Below are 19990 nucleotides of genomic sequence, written 5' to 3' on the forward strand. Positions count from 1 at the left end.
TTACTCCTTGTGGGCGTTCTTAATCGCAGAAATAACGGCTTGCGCCTTACCGCGAGTTTCGTCAGCTTCTGATTGTGGGTCAGAATCAAACACGACCCCAGCACCAGCTTGTACTGTTGCGACGCCATCTTCAACATACGCTGAGCGAATCACGATACAGGTATCCATGTCACCAGCACCGTTCATATAACCCACTGCGCCACCATAGCTGCCACGGGTTTCCCCTTCAAATTGACGAATCAGTTGCATGGCACGAATTTTAGGTGCGCCAGTCAATGTGCCCATATTCATACACGCTTGATAGGCATGCAGCGCGTCGAGATCATGACGCAGTTGACCGACAACGCGAGACACTAAATGCATAACGTGGCTATAGCGGTCCGTTTGCAGCAGATCGGCAACGTGGCGCGTTCCCGGCTCAGAAATACGAGCTACATCGTTGCGGGCAAGGTCGACCAACATCATGTGTTCTGCGTTCTCTTTGGTGTCGCTGCGCAGTTCAAGTTCCATGCGGCTGTCGAGATCATGGTTGATGGTTCCATCTGGATTTTTACCACGACGACGCGTGCCAGCAATCGGATAGATCTCGACTTGGTCGGTTTGAGCGGAGTATTTCAATGCACTCTCTGGAGAAGCACCAAACAGGGTAAAGAGCTCATCTTGCATATAGAACATGTAAGGGCTTGGATTGCTCTGTTTTAGCTCTTTGTAAGCCGCTAATGGTGAAGGGCAAGGCAGGCTAAAGCGACGTGAAGGCACGACTTGGAAGATATCGCCTTTCACCACGTATTGCTTGAGCTCGGTCACCGTATCGCAGAAGGCTTGGTCAGAGACATTTACTTGCTCTTGGATGTTAGCGACCTTGGTCGCTGCGGGTAGTGACTTGAGTGCTTGGCACTGCTTGAGAATAGAGTCCATGCGCGCTTCAATGCGCTGTAACTCTTGTTCGTCGTGATTGAACAGTGTGCTTTTGAGTTCGCATGATTCGGTTTGATGATCAACGACCAATAAGTTTTCAGCGACGTAGAATACATAATCAGGACACTGATTGATTGGTTTAGCAGAGCCAAGAGGTTCGAAGTTTGCCACCATATCGTAAGCAAATAAGCCGCCCATGAATAGCGCGTTTTTATCTAAACCCGCTAGGTCGAAGCTATGACGAACCAGACGCAGAGCATCAAAGCTTGACGCTTCACGCAGTCTTGAGTCTTCATCCAGTTGGTCGGAAGGCATGTCGAATTCAATCGTTAGCGAGTTTTGCGAATGAGTGACGGGCAGTTCACTGTTGATGTTTTGAGCAATCAGAGCTAATAAATTACTACCATTGGAGGTGAGCGCTTGAAACTCGACGGTGTGAGCGTGGCAGACGATGCGCACTGCTGAATCAACAATCAGTAAGCTTTGTAGATCTTGCTTGGAGCTGATTTCTGCCGACTCTAGCAAAAGACTGTCTGTTTTGTTCTCACAAAGCGTATGAAACAGACGGGTTGGGTCTTGTGTATAAGGAAGTGTGAGAGATTTGACTTCCAATTGCCCTAATTTATTGATTGTAATGGCTTTATTCACAAAAGCTCCTTATCCATAATCTTGTTTAATCCGACAAACTATCCATCAAATCATCGCTTGCGGTTTGGTATAGTGTCATAAAATTCTGATGTCTTCAAAGCGTCGTTGTTGAAGCTTTATTCAATTGATTTAGATAATAAAAAACCCACTCAATGGAGTGGGCTAGTTTCAATTCTTTTTCTGCGAGTCATGCACAGGAAAACGCCCACCTGGATTGTGTCCAAGTGCGCCACCACGAACCAAGAGTTACGGTTGCGTGGATTAAAGCTTTCTTGATTGTGCTACTTTCTTGTAACATGTGTGCATTACTCAGTTTTCGTATCTGCGTACTAGTTAACTAGTTTGCTGTTCGAAAGTCAACAGATAAAATTGAAAAAATGAAGATAGATCTGCATAGCCATACCACGGCGTCAGATGGGCGTTTGTCGGTTCAACAATTGTTAGAGCGAGCCGTCTCCTTTGATGTGGCGGTTTTAGCCATTACCGACCATGACACCATCGACGCACTCGACGAAGCCAGATCTGTAATTGACGATCTTGAACTGCCAATAGAGTTGGTCAGTGGCATCGAAATTTCCACCGTTTGGCAAAACAAGGATATTCATATTGTCGGTCTGGGCATTGATGAGCAAAACCCGCAACTATTGGCGCTGATTGAATTACAAAAACAGCGCCGTAAAGAACGAGCGGAATTGATGGCGCATCGTCTCAGCAAAGCCACCCGTGAAGGGGTGCTGGAAGAAGTACAGCAGATTGCTGGTAAAGCACCCATTACCCGTGCTCACTTTGCTCAATGGTTAGTGAGCAACGGTTATGCGAAAACTATGCAACAGGTCTTTAAGAAGTATCTGACTCGTGACAATTCCGGTTACGTGCCACCCAATTGGGGCTCGATGGAAGAAGCGATCAGCGCTATCCACGCCGCAGGAGGTGTGGCGGTGTTAGCTCATCCTGCACGTTATCAACTCAAGACCAAGTGGTTGAAGCGGTTACTTGAAGCCTTTAGTGAGGCAAAAGGTGATGCAATGGAAGTGGCACAACCGCAGCAAGGAATGCAAGAGCGACGGTTATTAGCCGATTATGCTATACATTACAATTTGTTAGCCTCACAAGGGTCGGATTTTCATTATCCATCGCCATGGATGGAATTAGGTCGTAACCTGTGGCTACCGTCGGGTGTGACGCCTGTATGGGAAAAATTAGTATTAAAAACAGAGATTTCACCGCTATAATGGACGGTGATTGACGACGGTCTTCGATGTCGAACAACAAGTAAAACTCAACAGATGACGGTCCAATAATGAAGGAATAATCAATGAGTCAATTTTTTTATGTACACCCAGAAAACCCTCAAACGCGCCTGATCAGTCAAGCTGTCGCCATTGTTAGAAATGGTGGTGTGATTATCTACCCAACGGATTCGGGTTATGCCCTTGGTTGCCAGTTAGAAAACAAACAGGCCCTCGAGCGCATTTGCCGCATTCGTCGTCTGGATGACAAACATAACTTTACGCTGATGTGCCGCGATCTTTCTGAGCTATCGCTGTACGCGCGTGTCGATAATGATGCTTTCCGTTTGTTGAAGAACAACACCCCTGGTCCATATACGTTTATCTTTAAAGGTACAAAAGAAGTGCCGCGTCGTTTGATGAACCCAAAGCGTAAAACCATTGGGATACGTGTTCCTGATAATCGTATTGCCTTGGATTTGCTTGAAGCATTAGGTGAGCCTTTGATGTCAACGTCACTGATTTTGCCGGGTAATACAACGACCGAATCTGATCCGGAAGAGATAAGGGATCAATTGGATAACGTCGTTGATGTTATCCTAAACGGTGGTTACCTTGGCGAACAGCCAACCACCGTGGTGGACTTCAGCAACGATGAAGTAGAAATTCACCGTGTCGGTTCGGGAGATACTGCTCCGTTTGAGTAGTTCAAACCCGAAGCAACATCAGACGAATCACTGGTTGGATGGGCAATAACCTTAGCGAAAATTTTACAAAGAAATTTGGTGCGTGATCGGGGTTTATTTGTAATAATGCTGGCCCGCGATTTTTAGGTCGCGATATCTGGTCACGACGTCTGTGAAGACGACATTATAGGTAGATAAATGAGCGAAAAATTACAAAAGGTACTGGCACGAGCAGGTCATGGTTCTCGTCGAGAGTTAGAGACATTAATCAAATCGGGTCGTGTAAGTGTTAACGGTCAAGTTGCGAAATTAGGCGAGCGTCTTGAAGACGAAAACGCGGTTATTCGCATTGATGGACACGCAATTTCTGCGAAAGTGCAGGAAGAAGTGGTGTGTCGCGTACTTGCATACTACAAACCTGAGGGTGAGTTGTGTACGCGTAATGACCCAGAAGGCCGACGTACTGTTTTCGATCGTCTACCTAAGATCCGTGGCTCTCGCTGGATCTCTGTTGGTCGTCTTGATGCCAATACTTCAGGTTTATTACTATTCACTACAGACGGTGAATTAGCAAACCGTCTCATGCACCCAAGTCGCCAAGTTGAACGAGAGTATTTGGTCCGTGTATTTGGTGAAGTGAACGAGCAAAAAGTTCGCAACCTAGTGAACGGTGTCAAGCTTGAAGATGGTATGGCTCGTTTTGAAGACGTGGTTTACGCCGGCGGTGAAGGTATGAACCATACTTTCTACGTTGCCATTAACGAAGGTCGTAACCGCGAAGTTCGTCGTTTGTGGGAATCTCAAGAGACAACCGTAAGCCGTCTAAAGCGTGTTCGTTACGGCGACATCTATTTAGACAAAAAACTGCCTCGTGGCGGCTGGATGGAACTTGACCTGAAACAAGTGAACTATCTACGTGAATTGGTTGAGTTAAAAGCAGAAAAAGAAACGCTATTGGATCTTAATCAAGCGAACACTTCTCGCCAACGTGAGCGTTCTCGTAGCCAAAAGATTCGCCGCGCAGTGCGTCGTCACGAAGAACGTGTAAGCGCACCGAAAGGTCGCAGCAATCAACAGCGTCGCAATAAGAAAGCCGCTGGAGAGCAGGGCGCACGCGCTAAGACTCGCCGTTCTTAATCTGCTTCGTTGCTAATAGCTCTGTTGTTAATAGCCCAGTGTTGTTAACAGACCTGTTTGAATAGTGAAAAATCCCTCATCATTGAGGGATTTTTTTTGGATAGCGTATTCTTAGCTTCGCCAATAGGCATGGTCTTTAGAAGGTTTAGAGGGGGGAATATGATGAGTGATCAAGTCGTCTAATTGGAATGCTAACCGCTATTACAAGCCTGAGGCTTATGTTATAATCTTTGTTATAGATTTATCCTAGTGCATATCTGAAATTTAAAAGGTTATAAAATAAAAATGAATAATATAAAGGATAATTTAAATACACTATTTTTTAAATGTATTGATACTATAAATAACTTAGATTACATTATTATCAAGCAGCATGGATTTAGTAATGGTGATCTTAAGGTATTGCCTTGGGGGAAAGATATTGACTTCTTGGTCGGCGAAGATAGTTTTGATAAGATTGTTGAAGTATTTAAACAGTCCTTTAATAACACAGGATGTGATTTATATATTGATGAAGATTTAGGGAGAGTAAAACTCAGGTTGGAACATGAATTTAAACTCGTCATCCAGTTTGATTTTACAAAATATGATCATTTCTATTCTAAGTTATTCATTAGTGAAAGTATAAGCAAATCGGTTGAAAAAAATGGTGTGTATTTTGCCTCGCAAGAAACCGATTTTTTTATTGCAGTATCTGAACTGATCCGGAATCCAGGAAAACGTCATCACTTAAAGTACATACGTTCATTTTTTAGTAGCTGTAATTTTCATGATTATCATTGTTATCCCAAAAATGTCTCCGCGCGAGTCACAAAACAATGGCAACTTCGTCGAATAATTGCAAAGCTCTATTTTAAAAGACGGGTAAATAAACTAAAAAGAAAAATAGTTAAACTTCATCAAAAAAACAAGAAGTCGACGGATATTACGGATATTTCTGTTCGAACTATTGATACCATTCAGCTCTTTAATCAACAAAGAGATGAACATGGTAATTTTAATCGTTTTGATGTAATTGTTCGATATCTTGCAATTGAATCATACCTAGAAGGGAATGATAAAGGTTGGATTATTTACAATAAAATGCAAGAAAAAAGGTCGAGTAACAAAAATGACGGCTCTGAAATAAGGTTTAAAAATCTTATTGATAGCGTAAATGAAAATGGATTTGACCCATACTCTTTAATCACAACAAATCATGCTGGTAGTATGGTTGATGGCTCGCATAGATTAGCTTGCTCATTGTATTTTCAACGTCCAATGACATCTATTAAATATAGAAAGCATGGAATAGTGGATTACTCTTATTCTTGGTTTGAAAGTAATGATTTTAACGATGAAGAGTTAAAAATCATCAACGATAAATATAAAGAGTTAGTCATTAAAAATCATGCATATTATGTCGCTATCTTGTGGCCAGCAGTTACAGAGCACTTTGATAGTATTCTCAGTTACTTTGAAGAAAGGTTCACTGTTTTGAGTAGCAATGATTTTGACTTTGGCGAAGATTTTGACGAAAAAGTAGCTGGAATATATGAATGTGATAATATTGAAGATTGGAAAGTTGCTAGAAAAGTGAACGCCTTAAAGCAGTACGGTACTGATGTTAGAGTTATCTGTTTTGATATGTCTAATGACGTCTTACGAAAAAAAGAGGTAAATGGACACCCAATCTCTACGTCGATGGAAAAAATAAAGAAAGATATCAGGTCAAAATATAAAGGCGATATCCCAAATTATATTCACGATGTTATTATTCATGGTGGAGACAACTTTTATCACACGAAATATATCGCAAACCTGTTAGATCTTAACCGATAAAGTTCATAGGTATTGATATTCACGGTCAATTTTTAATTAGATAACAGTAAAACAGCGAGTAACCTTGGTTACTCGCTGTTTTACTGTTTATTGCTTTACTCGGAATATCTATGATAATTATTTGATATTTTGAGGCTAGCGATGGACGGGTGACTTATTGAAGTGACTTTCTACCATACGCTGCGTAATGATATGTTGCGGGTTTTCAATAACCTTTTTGGTATTGCCGTACTCTACCACCGTTCCTTCATGCATCACCATCACTTGGTCGGTAATATGCTTAACAATCCCTATGTGCTGGGATACGTACACAAACGCGACGCCCATCTCTTCTTGTAGCTCTAAAAACAGATTGATGATCTGTGAACGCATTGCCATATCTAAGCCATTCAATGCTTCGTCTGCCACTATGATAGACGGCTGCAGAATGAGCGCCCTTGCAAGGCAGACACGCTGCTTTTGCCCTGCCGCAAGCATTTGTGGGTAGAAATAAGCGTGTTCTGGTAACAGACCAACGCGAACCAGCGTGTCCTTGACTCGGCGGATACGGGCTTCTGGCGTCATATTGGTATTACGCTTGAGTGGACCTTCAAGAATACGCCCAATCTGAATACGCGGGTTTAGCGAAGTGTTGGGATCTTGAAAAATCATGCGAATCAGCTTACAGCGAGTTGAATAATCTTTATGTTCCAGCAGGTCGCCATTAACACGTATTTCGCCAGAAGTTGGCTCAACCACACCCGCCAGCATGCGCGCTAAAGTAGACTTTCCTGAGCCATTTTTGCCAATAAAACCGATGGTTTCACCTGCTTTAAGTGTAAAACTCACCGGTTTAACCGCTTGTTCAACATGGCGTCTGAATAGGCTAGAGCGGGTCACGAAATCTTTCTTTAACCCAGTGACTTCAAGGAGTTCACTCATGATTTAGTCTCCAAATTCAGCGGGAAGTGACAGTTAAACTTATGGTTCTTCACCCTGACTGGTTGAGGGATTTCAACACATTGACGTTGGGCGTACGGGCACCTTGGTCCAAGTCGACATCCAATCGGGAGATTCTGCAATGGAGGAATTGACCCGGGTAATGATTGCAATTTCTGTTTGTGATTGACGCTGTCGGCAAAGTCAGGCATGGCTTTTAATAACGCAACCGTATAAGGATGCTTGGGTGCCGTTAACAGCTTAGGCGTATCCGCAGATTCGACGGATTGCCCACAATACATCACAGTGATTCGGGTTGCCCATTGGGTAATGGTTGTTAAGTCATGACCGATAAGAATAATCGTGGTGTTATTCAATTGGTTCATGCGGCTCAGCAGACGCAGTATCTGTGACTGAGTGATCGGGTCCAAGTCATTGGTCGGCTCGTCAGCAATCAGCAGTTTGGGTTTCGCCGCGATTGCCATCGCAATCATGATCTTTTGACACTCTCCATCGGTTAACTCATAGGGATAACGACGCATCACTTTGGTGTGTTCTTTAATGCCCACTTTATGCAGTAGGGCGCTGGCCTGTTTTTTTCGCCATTTAAATCTTTGCCACCATTTGCCTTCAAAGGCGCGAGAGGGAATCGAATCCATTAACTGCTTGCCGACCGGTTCAGATGGGTCAAGACAAGTCGAAGGCTCTTGAAATATCATGGCGACATCGCGAGCAATGACACGGCGACGCTCTTTTGGGCTTAACTGTAAAAGGTCAACATTGCCAAGACGCATACGGTCAGCAGTGATACGCCAAGTGTCTTTTTTAACACCCACCAGCGCCTTTGCGACTAAGCTTTTACCCGAGCCGGATTCACCCACAAGGCCACGAATTTCACCTTCGTTAATGGTGAAGCTCATGCGATCAACGGCTTTAACCAAGCCGCGTGGTGTTTCGATTTCAATAGTGAGATGTCGAATATCTAAAACTGGCATTATTCAATTCCTGCGTTCAACGCACTGCGAATTCCTTCGCCAACAATGTTGATAACAACAACAACATAAAGGATGGCTAGACCGGGTAATACCACAGTCCAAGGCGCAAGATAGAGCAACTCAGCAGCATCACCAAGCATAGCGCCCCATTCACTACTCGGTGCTTGAGCGCCTAACCCTAAAAAGCCAAGAGCAGTAATATCTAAAATAGCCACCGATAGCGCAAAGGTCACTTCAGCGGCGATAATCGCGAGAATATTCGGCAAAATGGAGTTCCACACTAGATAAAAGTCATTCGCGCCATCTAATCGGGCTGCCATAATGTAATCTTTGGCGATCTCGGCATGGACTGCGACATAAATAGTGCGAATAAACCGTGGAATCAGCGCCAAACAGATAGCGAGCAAAATATTGAACTCGCCCGGTCCTAAAAACGCCACAAAGATGATAGCCAATAATAGTGATGGGATTGACATTACCGTATCAAGCAGGTGGTTCAAGGTGCTTGATAGTAAACCTTTTGTCACGCCCGCTAAAATACCGATCACTGAACCAATCATCATCGCAATAGCGGTAATCACTAACGCCGCGCCAAAGGAGAGACGCGTACCATCGATGATGCGCGATAAAATATCACGCCCCAGATCATCAGTGCCTAAGAAGTTCTCTACCGTGCCATCTGGTGACCATGAAGGCGGCATAAGCAATTTGGTGCTTTGTTCTATGGGGTCAAATGGCATGATCCAAGGAGACAGGAGGGTCACCAAAATAGTGGCGATCAAACACCAAAGCCCAAACATCGACAGATTATTGTCGCGATAACTGCGCCAAAAACGTTCTAGCTGTGATGGAATTCGTTCTTCTTGATAAACGTTATCTGACGGCATTCCAGTTCTTCCTTACCAGTGGATTAATTATCGCGCCAAACAAATCCGATAGAATACTGGCGGCGAGAACAATGGTGGCAACCACAATGACACCCGCTTGAATAGAGGCGTAGTCTTGGTTAGAGAGCGCATCCAATAACCAGCGACCAATACCGGGCCAGTTGAAAATCGATTCGGTCATGATGGCAAGCGTAATCATACTCGACAGCTGTACCCCTAATTTGGGAATAATTGGTGGAATAGCGTTACGAAGTACGTGTTCGATGACAATTTCGTAATTGGAAAGACCCTTAATACGAGCAACGCGGATATAGTTTTGTGCCATGACTTCGGTGACTGAGGTGCGCATCATGCGAATAACCTGCATGGTAGGAGAAAGCGCTAACACTAAGCACGGCAAGAACATATGTTCAATGACGCTCTGCAGCGCTTCGGCGCGATAAGGGCTATCTGAAACAATGGCATCAATAAGCGCAAAACCAGTAACATGATCGATTTCGTACAACAGGTCATAGCGCCCAGCGACAGGGAACCACTCAAAGTTGAGTGAAAAATACATAATCATCAGCAGCGCTATCCAAAATAGCGGCGCGGCATAACCGATCATCGAGGTGAAGGAAATCACCGTGTCGATGAGTTTGCCCTTACGCATTCCCGCAATCGTGCCGGCGGGAATACCCACGAGCAGAGAAATGCTGAATGCCGCGAAACAGAGCTCTAACGTCGCTGGCAACACACTGGCGAGCTCTTGGCTGATGGGTACGCCTGCCTTGGTATAGCCAAAGTTAAATTGGCTTAATTGACCTAGATACTCTAACCAGCCAGCCAAAAACGTCATGTCATACAATGAAGAGTCTGGCTCAAGTTTTAACAGACTAAAGCCGACGACGGTTAACATCAGCAAGGTAATAAAGAATAAGTTCAAGCGCCTAATTGCGTACCAAAACATCTATTTTAGCCTCGTTACTTGGTCAAAAGGTTGAGAGTTGAACGGACTGGTTTTAAAACCGCCTAAATTCACACTATGTGCTTGATATTTTTTACCGTGAGCAAGGGGTAATACTGGCATTTCCTCACTGAGTATCTCTTGAGCTTGATTGTAAAGGTTGGCGCGATAACGAGGATTCGCTACTTCTAAGGCAAGATCAAGTAGAGTGTCAAAATCCGGGTTGCACCACGAGGACAGGTTCAGCCCTTTTTGCTTTGAGGCACACGATAGTAAAGGGCGCAGATAGTTATCGGGATCACCAGTATTGCCAACCCATCCGGTAAGCAATAGGTCGATGTTATCCATGTTCGCTAACTCTACTCGCTTGCTTCGATCGTCGGTGATTAGATTTAGTTGGACACCAATATCCGAGAAATTGGCTTGAATCAATTCCGCCGTTTTACGCGGGCTTGGGTTGTAGACACGAGGTTCGAGTGGAACCGCCATATCCAGCACCAAGTTGTTCTCGTATCCAGCTTCACGCAATAGTGCCATCGCATAATTGCGGTCATACCTTAGTTGACTGGCATTGGTGTCGTAGCGAACAATATCAGGCGGAACAAGGGAGTCTGCTTTGGTGCCACTACCAAAATAGACCGCCTCAATAATGGTATCTCGATTGATCGCTAAACTCAGCGCCTTGCGCACCCGCACATCGGCTAGCGCCTGATGCTGGGTATTGATGGCAACAAATGCCGCGTTCATCGCCGGTTTTGCTTGTAGTACAACCGACTCATCGGCATCAATAATTGGGATTTGACTAGATAAGGGTGAGTTTAGTACATCACACTCTTGGCGTAGCAGTTTTGCTAAAGCCCCGGCACCGCGGTGAGAGATATCAAAGACCACTTGTTTCATTGATGCTGCACCGCCCCAATAGTGGTCGTGGCGTTTTAGTCGCACTAAGTCAGAGACTTGGTACTCGTCTAAGTAGAAAGGTCCACTACCGACTGGCAACTGGTCAATGTTGGCGCGTTGACCATTTTGCTTCAATTGTTGGGCGTATTCAGCGGATAAAATCGGCGCGTGAGCCGTCGAAATATTGGAAATAAAAGAATTATCTGGCTTGGTCAGGGTAAAGCGTACATGTAAGTCATCAATTGCCGTGACTTCAGAGACCAGAGCCGAGAAGTTGATGGCTGCGAACCAAGGATAGATGCTTTCGCCGACATGATGGAACGGGTTGTGTTTATTGATGATACGGTCAAAGCTAAACACCACATCGTCTGCATTCATTGATCTGGTTGGCGTAAACCACTTGGTGGTTTGAAACTCGACCCCTTCTCTCAATGAAAACACATACTCAGTGCCTGAATCATTGACGGTCCAATGCTTGGCAATGTTGGGTCTTGGCTGATGAGTAATCGGGTCAAGAGTGAGTAAAGTATCAAATAATTGAGGCGCGATAGACTCGACGGTAATACCGCCATCGACCAATTGAGGGTTGAAAGTGCTTGGTCGACCTTGGCCACAAAACACAAAACCGTCTTGGCGAATTTTCGTATGATCAATTTCTTTACCACACCCAACGAGGGTGAGCAGGCTGAATAAGCCAAGAGTTAATTTATGTGATGCCTTCATAAACACGCTACATTCTGAAAAAGTGAATGCAATATACCCAATCCATTGGGCGCTAAAGATGCTGGGTATACAGATCCGAGTAATCTACCACTTTTTGTAGGCCTTAACCAACAAGTACAGGTACTTAACGATGAAATTAATGGTTTGATGCCCTGTGGATGCAATCATCGTCATATTCCGGATAAGACTAGACTAGCTGGTATTTTCTCACCATGCCTCTTAGCTGATCATAGCTTAAACTCAGTAACTTAGCGGTTTCTCGCTGGTTATATTGGGTTTCGAGCAACGCTAACTTCAATAGTTGAATATCTTGCTCTTGCTGCCACGCCTTGAAATTAAGGGGAAATGCTGGAGCGGTGAACTCAATGTTGAGTGGATTCGCGTCCGTGTCATGCGTTTGAATCGTGTCCTTAGGGTTATCGCTTTCGGTATGATGACTGCTGTCAACATGATGACTGCTTTCAGTATGACGATTAGTCGTCATGAGTTCACTGTCAAACGGCGCTTTAAATGGGTCAAGGATCATATGTTCGATAGGGTCTGGATTGCGACCATGTAGGTAGATGGCGCGTTCGACAACGTTTTTGAGTTCACGAATGTTCCCCGGCCAAGGGTATTCCAGCATTTGTTGCCATGCGCTCTCGGCAAAGCCGACAAATAAAGGCAATGCCAATTCCCGACACATTTTGATGGCAAAATGTTGTGCCAGCAAAGCAATGTCTTGCTGGCGATGACGCAGCGGTGGAATATGGATAACATCAAAGGCGAGTCGGTCAAGTAAATCGGCCCGAAATAAGCCTTGTTTGGCAAGTTCTGGAAGGTCTTCATTGGTGGCACAGACTAGACGGACATTGGCTTCCAATGTCTGTGAGCCTCCAACGCGCTCGTATTGACCATATTCAATCACGCGGAGTAATTTTTCTTGAACAGCGAGTGGAGTGGTCGCCAGTTCGTCCAAGAACAGTGTTCCGTTTTCTGCGCGCTCAAACCGCCCTTGATGGCGCCCTTTAGCGCCGGTAAACGATCCAGACTCATGACCAAACAGTTCAGAGTCTATCAAGCCTTCACTTAAGGTGGAGCAATTTAACGAAACAAGCGGTTGGTCCCAGCGAGTCGACAAGTAATGTAATCGGTGAGCGATGAGTTCTTTCCCGGTACCACGCTCACCGATGACCAGAACTGGTCGATTGATCGGGGCTAACTGTGACACCTTGTCCAACACGCTCAAGAAATAAGGGGATTCGCCAATCAGGTTGTCTGCCATGCTAAGTTCCAAACTTGGTAAATATCGCCAATAATTGGTTTAAGACTAGCACGCTTGGTCTAGGTGAAGATAGGATAAAAGCTATCTATTTGAATTTATTAACATTAAAAATTGGCACGACTCTTGTTAGATAGACTAGGTAATGTGTTGTAATGAAAACCAAATATTAGGAGAGTGACATATGGGTATCTTTTCTCGATTTGCAGATATCGTAAATTCAAACATTAGTGCACTATTGGATAAAGCGGAAGATCCAGAAAAAATGATTCGCCTGATTATTCAGGAGATGGAAGACACTCTAGTGGAAGTGCGCACTAATTCCGCGAAAGCCATTGCCGATAAAAAAGAGTTGGCACGTAAAGTGACCAGTATCGAAGCACAAATTGAAGAGTGGCAACACAAAGCGACACTTGCCGTGACCAAGCAGCGTGAAGATTTAGCTCGAGCCGCTTTAATTGAGAAGCAAAAATTAGAGTCTATTGTCAAAGGGTTGCATGATGAACAAACGTTGATTGAAGAGACCATCGATAAGCTAACTGGTGAAATTACTAAGTTAGAAACCAAGATTACCGAGACTCGTGCAAAGCAGCAGGCGCTAACGATTCGCTCACAAACAGCCAATAATCGCCGTGATGTTCAAAAGCATCTGCACACCAGTCGTACTAACGAAGCGATGGCGAAGTTCGAACAGTATTCTCGTAAGATTGACGAGTTAGAAGCTGAAGCGGACCTTTACGCACAAACGGGTCAAGCTAAATCGTTAGACCAAGAGTTTGCTGAACTTAAAGCTCAAGATGAGATTGAAAAAGAGTTAGAGAAACTTAAGCAGCAACTGAATAAAGACCAGTAATCACCGAGGAAGAGTTGTATGTCGACATTTTTGATCGCCGGACCACTGATTGTTTTCTTAATTTTTGTCGCCCCCTTGTGGCTGTTTTTACACTATCGGAGTAAGCGCAAGTCTGGGCTAGGTTTGTCGGAAAAAGAACAGCAACAGCTACAAACCTTGAGTGAGCGCGCTGAGCAGATGCAACAACGTGTCACGACATTGGAGCGTATTCTTGATGCAGAAACCCCAACGTGGAGGCAACGTCATGATTCATAAAAACCTGTATAAAGACCCGGTCAACGGCAAATTATCAGGTGTTTGTGCCGGCTTGGCCAACTTTTTTAACCTTGAGGTGTGGCTGGTGCGGATACTGGTCATCTCAGCCGCTCTGCTTGGTGGTAGCTTTTTAGTAATGTTGGCTTACATCGCCATGAGTCTTATGTTGGAGAAACAACCGGAAGACCAACGTATGGCGCAACAAGCTAAGCAAGAACACTCATTGAAAAGTAAGCCTTGGAAGCAAGGACAGAATCCCGCACAACTGCTTAAAACGGTTGAAGGTGACCTAAATCAAGTGGAAGGGCGTTTACGAGAGATGGAAGCGTATGTCACTTCCGAATCGTTTAAGGTAAATCGAGAGTTCAGTAAACTCTAATATTTTACCCTGTGGGTAAATAAAATAATTAATAATTAGTCACTTGGTGGTAAAGGTGACATCTCTATACTATGTTTTAAGCTATCACAGTATGTCCAAGTGGCTTATCGATCTGTTTTGACAAATTGTTTTGACAAATCAAGCGGTCACTTTGGTTTGACAGGATAGTTAAACATGAACAAAAGTCTCCTTTCACTATTTATTGTTGTAAGTACGTTAGTGGGGTGCGGTCAGGAGCCACCACCGGTTCCTGAACCTGAATCACGGCCAGCAAAATTGTTTGTGGTCACGGTGGGTAATAGTCAATTCGAAAGAACCTTTCCTGCCACTTCGGAAGCGGGTGATAAAGCGGTTTTGACTTTTCGCGTCCCTGGACAGTTGATGGATATTAGTGTCCGAGAAGGGCAACAGGTCACAAAAGGGGCACGACTTGCCCAGTTGGATCCTGAGGAATATCAACTATTAGAAAAACAGGCGAAAGCCAATTTCCAGTTAGCGGATGTACAGTACAAACGTGCGCTTAAATTGCGCAAAGACCAAGTTGTTTCAGAACAGGACTTTGATCAAGCGAAGTCAAATATGAACTCAGCGCGGGCTAACTGGTCACAAGCACAAGCTAATCTCACCTACACTCAACTCGTTGCGCCCTACGACGGAACGGTCTCCATTATTCCAGCCAACAACTATGAATACATCGCGACCAATCAAGGTGTGATGAATATCCAGTCCAATCAGTTACTCAAGGTTATTTTCCAGATGCCGGACTATCTGCTTAATCGCTTTCAAGCCGATCAAGGGATTGAGGCGTCGATGACGTTTGATGCCTATCCTAAGCATTCTTATGAGGTGACTTTCCAAGAAATTGATACCGAAGCCGATCCTCAAACTGGAGCCTACAACGTGACGATGGTCATGGAGCGTCCGAATGATGTTGGGATCTTACCGGGCATGGCAGGGCAACTACGCATTATCGCAAAAAGTACATCGGCGACGGTCATTCCCCGATCTGCTCTATTTGAGGAGAGTGGCAAGCAATGTGTTTGGCGAGTAAATGCTGAAGGCATCGTTGAAAAAGTGCCGGTGACCTTGAATGACAAAGGACAAGTCGAGGTTGGATTAAATAACGGTGATCAGATTGTTATTTCCGGCATTGAAGGGATAGAACCCGGCATCAAGGTGCGTGAGTGGATTAAGGAAAGAGGGCTTTAATATGAAGATGATATTGCTCTCAGTAGTGGTATTAGCACTAGTCGGTTGCGAGACGGCTCCCGTTGAACCAAGAAATGAAGTTCCTAAAGTGAAGGTAGCGAACATTTCAACGCAAGATCTTAAGAGCCAACTTTATTTCCCAGCGATTGCGAGAGCGGCGGATCGCTCTCAATTAAGTTTTCGGGTCAATGGCGAAATCAGCGTCATTGACTTAAATGAGGGGGATTTTGTTAAGAAGGGGCAAGTATTGGCAAAGCTTGACCCCACGGACTATCAACTGGACGTCGACAACGCCCAAGCATCGTTTAACGTCGTGGATAGCCAGTATCGACGTTCCAGTCCTTTGGTGGCGAAAGGGCTATTGGCTCAGTCGCAATTTGATGAGATTGCGGCGCAGCGGGCTTACGCTCGTGCCGAGCTTGACCTTGCCAAGCTACGTCTTTCTTATACTCAACTGATAGCGCCGGTAGATGGGGTGATCTCGCGTGTCTCTGCTGAGCAGTTTGAGAACGTAAAAATTGGTCAGCAGGTGGTTAATATCCATAGTATTGAAGCGGTTGAGATAGTACTGCAACTTCCAGACAGCTATTCCCTTAATCAGCCTCATGATGATAAAAATGGCGGTATTACTGCTGTTGTGCGCGTTCCGTCAGGCAATGAATATACCGCTTACCTTAAGGAGTTCACTACGGAACCGGATCCGGCTTTGGGTACTTACACTGCCACGCTGGCAATGCCGATGCCGGAGGATGAATTTGTCTTAGATGGCATGGCTGTTGATGTGACCTCGGCGGCGGCAGATGTTGGACTGAAGCTAAACACAGGGGTGAATGCGCCGATTGAAGCGGTGTTTAACCAAGATGGTGATTCGTTAAATAGCCATGAGAAATACGTTTGGGTGCTGAATCAAGATAACACGGTCAGTAAACAGAAAGTGGTTACTGGTAAGGTCACTAGCGCAAGAATTCAGATCATAGATGGTCTAAGCCAACAACAACCAATCGTGGTTGCGGGTCTGAGTCGCCTACGTGAAGGAATTGAAGTCGAAGTGATATCGCAGGAGGCGAAATAATGAGCCAGCAGCAAACGAATCAGCCTCAAAGCGACGATGAAATCACCGGTGTCGCGGCCTATTTTATTCGCAATAAGGTCATCAGTTGGATGATGGCATTGATCTTTTTGATTGGTGGAGTGTCAGCTTTCTTTGGGCTTGGGCGTTTAGAAGATCCCGCCTTTACCATCAAAGATGCCATGGTGGTGACTAACTATCCGGGTGCCACACCTCAGCAAGTTGAGGAGGAGGTGACCTATCCGATAGAGAAAGCGATCCAACAATTGACTTATGTTGATGAGGTTAACTCCATCTCTAGCCGAGGTTTATCGCAGATCACGGTGACCATGAAAAATAACTATGGTCCTGATGATCTCCCGCAGATTTGGGATGAACTACGACGTAAGGTGAATGACATTGAAAGTTCTTTGCCTCCAGGCGTCAGTTCTCCGACCGTTATTGATGATTTTGGTGATGTTTACGGGGTTTTATTTGCACTGACCGGTAAGGGTTATAGTTACAAAGAACTGCTCGATTATGTGGACTATTTGCGTCGTGAACTCGAGCTGATTGATGGTGTCAGTAAAGTCTCGGTGACGGGTGAGCAGCAAGAGCAGGTATTTATCGAGATCTCGATCAAGCGGATTAGTTCGTTGGGTATCGCGCCGAGTACCATTTTTAACCTGTTAGAAACCCAAAACGTGGTGTCCGATGCTGGCGCGACTCGAATTGGCAGCGAGTATATTCGTATCCAACCCACTGGTCAGTTTGCCGATGTCTCAGAGCTGGGCGATTTGATTTTGACAGAAGGTGGCGCGCAAGGTCTGATATTCCTGAAAGACGTGGCGGAAATAAAACGAGGCTTTATAGAAGTGCCGAGCAACATCATCAACTATAACGGTGAAGTGGCACTTAACGTTGGTATCTCGTTCGCTTCGGGTGTGAACGTTGTGGAAGTAGGGGATCGACTCTACCGTCGTCTTGCAGAACTCAAGTTTCAGCAACCAGTCGGCATTGAAATACTAGAAGTTTATAGCCAGCCGAAAGAGGTCGATAAGTCGGTACGCGGTTTTGTGGTGAGCTTGGGGCAAGCCGTCGCGATCGTAATCATCGTGTTGCTGTTTTTTATGGGGCTGCGTTCAGGACTATTAATCGGTTTAATTTTACTGTTGACGGTATTGGGTACCTTTATCTTTATGCAGTATATGGCTATTGACCTGCAACGTATTTCGCTGGGGGCGCTGGTCATCGCCTTAGGGATGCTGGTGGATAACGCCATTGTGGTGGTCGAAGGGATATTGATAGGCACGCAGAAAGGGAGGACTAGGCTGCAAGCCGCCACAGACATTGTGACCCAGACTAAGTGGCCATTGTTGGGCGCAACAGTGATCGCGGTAACCGCGTTTGCACCTATTGGACTGTCCGAAGATTCAACTGGTGAGTATTGCGGTACGTTATTTACCGTGCTGTTGATATCACTGATGTTGAGTTGGTTTACTGCCATTTCGTTAACGCCATTCTTTGCTGACCTTTTCTTCCGAGGACAGAAAATCAAGGGTGAAGAGGAGGGAGGAAGCGATCCCTATAACGGCGTGATTTTTGTTGTGTATAGAAAATTTCTTGAATTTTGTATGCATCGAGCATGGCTCACGGTTGTGGTGTTGGTATCGCTGTTAGCTGGCAGTATTTATGGCTTTACCTTGGTGAAGCAGTCCTTTTTCCCAGCGTCTACGACACCGATGTTTCAGGTGGATGTTTGGTTGCCTGAGGGAACGGATATTCGCGCCACCAATACCAAGCTAAAAGCGTTAGAGTCTTGGATTGCCGATCAGCCTGAAACTGACCATATCACCACCACGGCAGGCAAAGGTTTGCAGCGTTTTATGCTGACCTATTCTCCGGAAAAGAGCTATGCCGCCTATGGTGAAATTACCACGCGAGTGAAAGATTACACGGGCTTACAGCCACTGATGGAAAGATTCCGGGTATACATGAATGACAGCTTTCCTGAGATCAACTACAAGCTGAAGCAGATTGAATTAGGTCCAGGCGGTGGTGCGAAAATAGAGGCGCGTGTTATTGGTTCAGACCCAACCGTGTTGCGTTCGATTGCGGCACAGGTGATGGACATCATGTATGCGGACCCAGGGGCGTTTAATATTCGTCATGACTGGCGTGAGCGGACTAAGGTGTTGGAGCCTATCTTCATAGAAAGCCAAGCTCGACGCTATGGCATTACCAAATCCGATGTCGATGATGTGTTGGAAATGTCGTTCTCCGGTAAGAGTGTCGGTCTGTATCGTGACGGCACCACTTTGATGCCGATTGTTGCCCGCCTTCCTGACGAAGAGCGAGTTGATATTCGTAACATCGAAGGCATGATGATTTGGAGTCCGACGCTGAGCGAGTTTATTCCGTTTCAGCAAGTGACACAGGGTTATGATGTGCGCTGGGAAGACCCCATTATTGTGCGTAAAAATCGCAAGCGAATGCTTACGATAATGGCTGACCCCGATTTATTGGGTGAAGAAACCGCAGCAACACTGCAAAAGCGTATCCAACCGCAGATCGAAGCAATAGAACTGCCACCGGGTTACTCTCTGGAGTGGGGCGGAGAATATGAATCGTCGGGTGATGCCCAAGCTTCACTATTCCAAACGATGCCAATGGGCTACTTGTTTATGTTCCTAATCACCATCTTCTTGTTTAATGCAGTGAAAGAAGCGGTAATCGTCTGGTTGACGGTGCCACTGGCATTGATTGGGGTGACGACGGGCTTGCTTGCGCTTAATACTCCGTTCGGCTTTATGGCGTTGCTTGGATTCTTAAGCTTATCAGGCATGGTATTGAAAAATGGTATCGTTCTGTTAGATCAGATCGACATCGAGATCCGTTCAGGGAAGGAGCCTTATGTGGCGGTAGTTGATGCTGCGCTAAGTCGTGTAAGACCTGTCTGTATGGCGGCCATCACCACGATTTTAGGTATGATTCCGCTGCTGCCGGACATTTTCTTCAAGCCAATGGCAGTAACGATTATGTTTGGTTTAGGTTTTGCCACCGTGTTAACCCTGATTGTGGTCCCTGTGTTTTACAGACTGTTCCACAAGATTAAGGTCGCGAGCTAGTGCATTAAGTTAGGTTTACGTGGCAATAGGCATCATTGCTGTGTATTAA

Annotated in this window: 17 protein-coding genes; 10 read left to right on the top strand and 7 right to left on the bottom strand. The window is 45.3% G+C overall.

Annotated elements, in window-relative coordinates; all coding sequences use genetic code 11:
- Positions 1–1566 (bottom strand): anthranilate synthase component 1, encoded by a 1566-nt coding sequence (locus L9Q39_RS06105; protein WP_237484214.1) that lies wholly within the window; start codon positions 1564–1566, stop codon positions 1–3.
- 377 nt (positions 1567–1943) lie between these two features.
- On the opposite strand from L9Q39_RS06105, the gene rnm reads away from it, so the two are divergent.
- The 4 genes from rnm (at position 1944) to L9Q39_RS06125 (ending at position 6439) form a co-directional block, all read left to right on the top strand.
- Positions 1944–2798, top strand: a complete 855-nt coding sequence (gene rnm / locus L9Q39_RS06110; RefSeq protein WP_237484215.1) for an RNase RNM — start codon at positions 1944–1946, stop codon at positions 2796–2798.
- Positions 2799–2881: 83 nt separating this feature from the next.
- Positions 2882–3502, top strand: a complete 621-nt coding sequence (locus L9Q39_RS06115; protein WP_237484216.1) for an L-threonylcarbamoyladenylate synthase — start codon at positions 2882–2884, stop codon at positions 3500–3502.
- Between the two features lie 177 nt (positions 3503–3679).
- The gene (rluB, locus tag L9Q39_RS06120) at positions 3680–4618 is read left to right on the top strand and encodes a 23S rRNA pseudouridine(2605) synthase RluB (RefSeq protein WP_237484217.1); all 939 of its coding nucleotides are present in this window, start codon (positions 3680–3682) and stop codon (positions 4616–4618) included.
- Positions 4619–4903: 285 nt separating this feature from the next.
- Positions 4904–6439, top strand: coding sequence for a hypothetical protein (locus tag L9Q39_RS06125; protein ID WP_237484218.1), 1536 nt, complete (start codon positions 4904–4906; stop codon positions 6437–6439).
- A gap of 135 nt (positions 6440–6574) precedes the next feature.
- On the opposite strand, the gene L9Q39_RS06130 is transcribed toward L9Q39_RS06125, so the two are convergent.
- From L9Q39_RS06130 to pspF, 6 genes are all read right to left on the bottom strand, one after another.
- Complete coding sequence (locus tag L9Q39_RS06130) at positions 6575–7360, bottom strand: peptide ABC transporter ATP-binding protein (protein ID WP_237484219.1); 786 nt, start codon at positions 7358–7360, stop codon at positions 6575–6577.
- Positions 7357–8352, bottom strand: coding sequence for a peptide ABC transporter ATP-binding protein (locus tag L9Q39_RS06135; protein ID WP_237484220.1), 996 nt, complete (start codon positions 8350–8352; stop codon positions 7357–7359). The genes L9Q39_RS06130 and L9Q39_RS06135 overlap by 4 nt, the downstream gene beginning before the upstream one ends.
- A complete protein-coding gene (locus L9Q39_RS06140; RefSeq protein WP_237484221.1) occupies positions 8352–9239 on the bottom strand; it encodes an ABC transporter permease subunit in 888 nt (295 codons plus the stop codon). The genes L9Q39_RS06135 and L9Q39_RS06140 overlap by 1 nt, the downstream gene beginning before the upstream one ends.
- Positions 9226–10188, bottom strand: a complete 963-nt coding sequence (locus L9Q39_RS06145; RefSeq protein WP_237484222.1) for an ABC transporter permease — start codon at positions 10186–10188, stop codon at positions 9226–9228. The genes L9Q39_RS06140 and L9Q39_RS06145 overlap by 14 nt, the downstream gene beginning before the upstream one ends.
- Positions 10189–11808, bottom strand: coding sequence for an ABC transporter substrate-binding protein (locus L9Q39_RS06150; protein ID WP_237484223.1), 1620 nt, complete (start codon positions 11806–11808; stop codon positions 10189–10191).
- A 187-nt stretch (positions 11809–11995) separates the two neighbouring features.
- On the bottom strand, positions 11996–13072 hold the full coding sequence (gene pspF, locus L9Q39_RS06155) for a phage shock protein operon transcriptional activator (protein WP_237484224.1): 1077 nt from the start codon (positions 13070–13072) through the stop codon (positions 11996–11998).
- A 181-nt stretch (positions 13073–13253) separates the two neighbouring features.
- Between pspF and pspA the strand changes: the two genes are divergently transcribed.
- The 6 genes from pspA to L9Q39_RS06185 all read left to right on the top strand — a co-directional run bounded on the left by pspA (position 13254) and on the right by L9Q39_RS06185 (position 19941).
- Complete coding sequence (gene pspA / locus L9Q39_RS06160) at positions 13254–13922, top strand: phage shock protein PspA (RefSeq protein ID WP_237484225.1); 669 nt, start codon at positions 13254–13256, stop codon at positions 13920–13922.
- Between the two features lie 18 nt (positions 13923–13940).
- Entirely contained in the window at positions 13941–14177 is a 237-nt protein-coding gene (gene pspB, locus L9Q39_RS06165) for an envelope stress response membrane protein PspB (protein ID WP_237484226.1), read from the top strand.
- Positions 14167–14556 (top strand): envelope stress response membrane protein PspC, encoded by a 390-nt coding sequence (gene pspC / locus L9Q39_RS06170; protein WP_237484227.1) that lies wholly within the window; start codon positions 14167–14169, stop codon positions 14554–14556. The genes pspB and pspC overlap by 11 nt, the downstream gene beginning before the upstream one ends.
- Before the next feature lie 174 nt (positions 14557–14730).
- Positions 14731–15765, top strand: coding sequence for an efflux RND transporter periplasmic adaptor subunit (locus tag L9Q39_RS06175; RefSeq protein WP_237484228.1), 1035 nt, complete (start codon positions 14731–14733; stop codon positions 15763–15765).
- Position 15766: 1 nt separating this feature from the next.
- Positions 15767–16837 (top strand): efflux RND transporter periplasmic adaptor subunit, encoded by a 1071-nt coding sequence (locus L9Q39_RS06180; protein ID WP_435532811.1) that lies wholly within the window; start codon positions 15767–15769, stop codon positions 16835–16837.
- Positions 16837–19941: an efflux RND transporter permease subunit gene (locus L9Q39_RS06185; protein ID WP_237484230.1), complete on the top strand. Its 3105-nt coding sequence runs from the start codon at positions 16837–16839 to the stop codon at positions 19939–19941. The genes L9Q39_RS06180 and L9Q39_RS06185 overlap by 1 nt, the downstream gene beginning before the upstream one ends.
- The last annotated feature ends 49 nt before the right edge of the window (positions 19942–19990 follow it).

The organism is Vibrio hippocampi, from assembly GCF_921292975.1.
GTDB lineage: Bacteria > Pseudomonadota > Gammaproteobacteria > Enterobacterales > Vibrionaceae > Vibrio > Vibrio hippocampi.

Excerpts from the sequence above, each read along its gene's own strand:
- L9Q39_RS06125 (WP_237484218.1), top strand. The coding sequence starts at position 4,904 with ATGAATAATATAAAGGATAATTTAAATACACTATTTTTTAAATGTATT.
- L9Q39_RS06175 (WP_237484228.1), top strand. The coding sequence starts at position 14,731 with ATGAACAAAAGTCTCCTTTCACTATTTATTGTTGTAAGTACGTTAGTG.
- L9Q39_RS06150 (WP_237484223.1), bottom strand. The coding sequence starts at position 11,808 with ATGAAGGCATCACATAAATTAACTCTTGGCTTATTCAGCCTGCTCACC.
- rluB (WP_237484217.1), top strand. The coding sequence starts at position 3,680 with ATGAGCGAAAAATTACAAAAGGTACTGGCACGAGCAGGTCATGGTTCT.
- rnm (WP_237484215.1), top strand. The coding sequence starts at position 1,944 with ATGAAGATAGATCTGCATAGCCATACCACGGCGTCAGATGGGCGTTTG.
- pspB (WP_237484226.1), top strand. The coding sequence starts at position 13,941 with ATGTCGACATTTTTGATCGCCGGACCACTGATTGTTTTCTTAATTTTT.
- pspF (WP_237484224.1), bottom strand. The coding sequence starts at position 13,072 with ATGGCAGACAACCTGATTGGCGAATCCCCTTATTTCTTGAGCGTGTTG.
- L9Q39_RS06135 (WP_237484220.1), bottom strand. The coding sequence starts at position 8,352 with ATGCCAGTTTTAGATATTCGACATCTCACTATTGAAATCGAAACACCA.
- L9Q39_RS06140 (WP_237484221.1), bottom strand. The coding sequence starts at position 9,239 with ATGCCGTCAGATAACGTTTATCAAGAAGAACGAATTCCATCACAGCTA.
- L9Q39_RS06115 (WP_237484216.1), top strand. The coding sequence starts at position 2,882 with ATGAGTCAATTTTTTTATGTACACCCAGAAAACCCTCAAACGCGCCTG.
- pspC (WP_237484227.1), top strand. The coding sequence starts at position 14,167 with ATGATTCATAAAAACCTGTATAAAGACCCGGTCAACGGCAAATTATCA.
- L9Q39_RS06185 (WP_237484230.1), top strand. The coding sequence starts at position 16,837 with ATGAGCCAGCAGCAAACGAATCAGCCTCAAAGCGACGATGAAATCACC.
- L9Q39_RS06180 (WP_435532811.1), top strand. The coding sequence starts at position 15,767 with ATGAAGATGATATTGCTCTCAGTAGTGGTATTAGCACTAGTCGGTTGC.
- L9Q39_RS06145 (WP_237484222.1), bottom strand. The coding sequence starts at position 10,188 with ATGTTTTGGTACGCAATTAGGCGCTTGAACTTATTCTTTATTACCTTG.
- L9Q39_RS06130 (WP_237484219.1), bottom strand. The coding sequence starts at position 7,360 with ATGAGTGAACTCCTTGAAGTCACTGGGTTAAAGAAAGATTTCGTGACC.
- pspA (WP_237484225.1), top strand. The coding sequence starts at position 13,254 with ATGGGTATCTTTTCTCGATTTGCAGATATCGTAAATTCAAACATTAGT.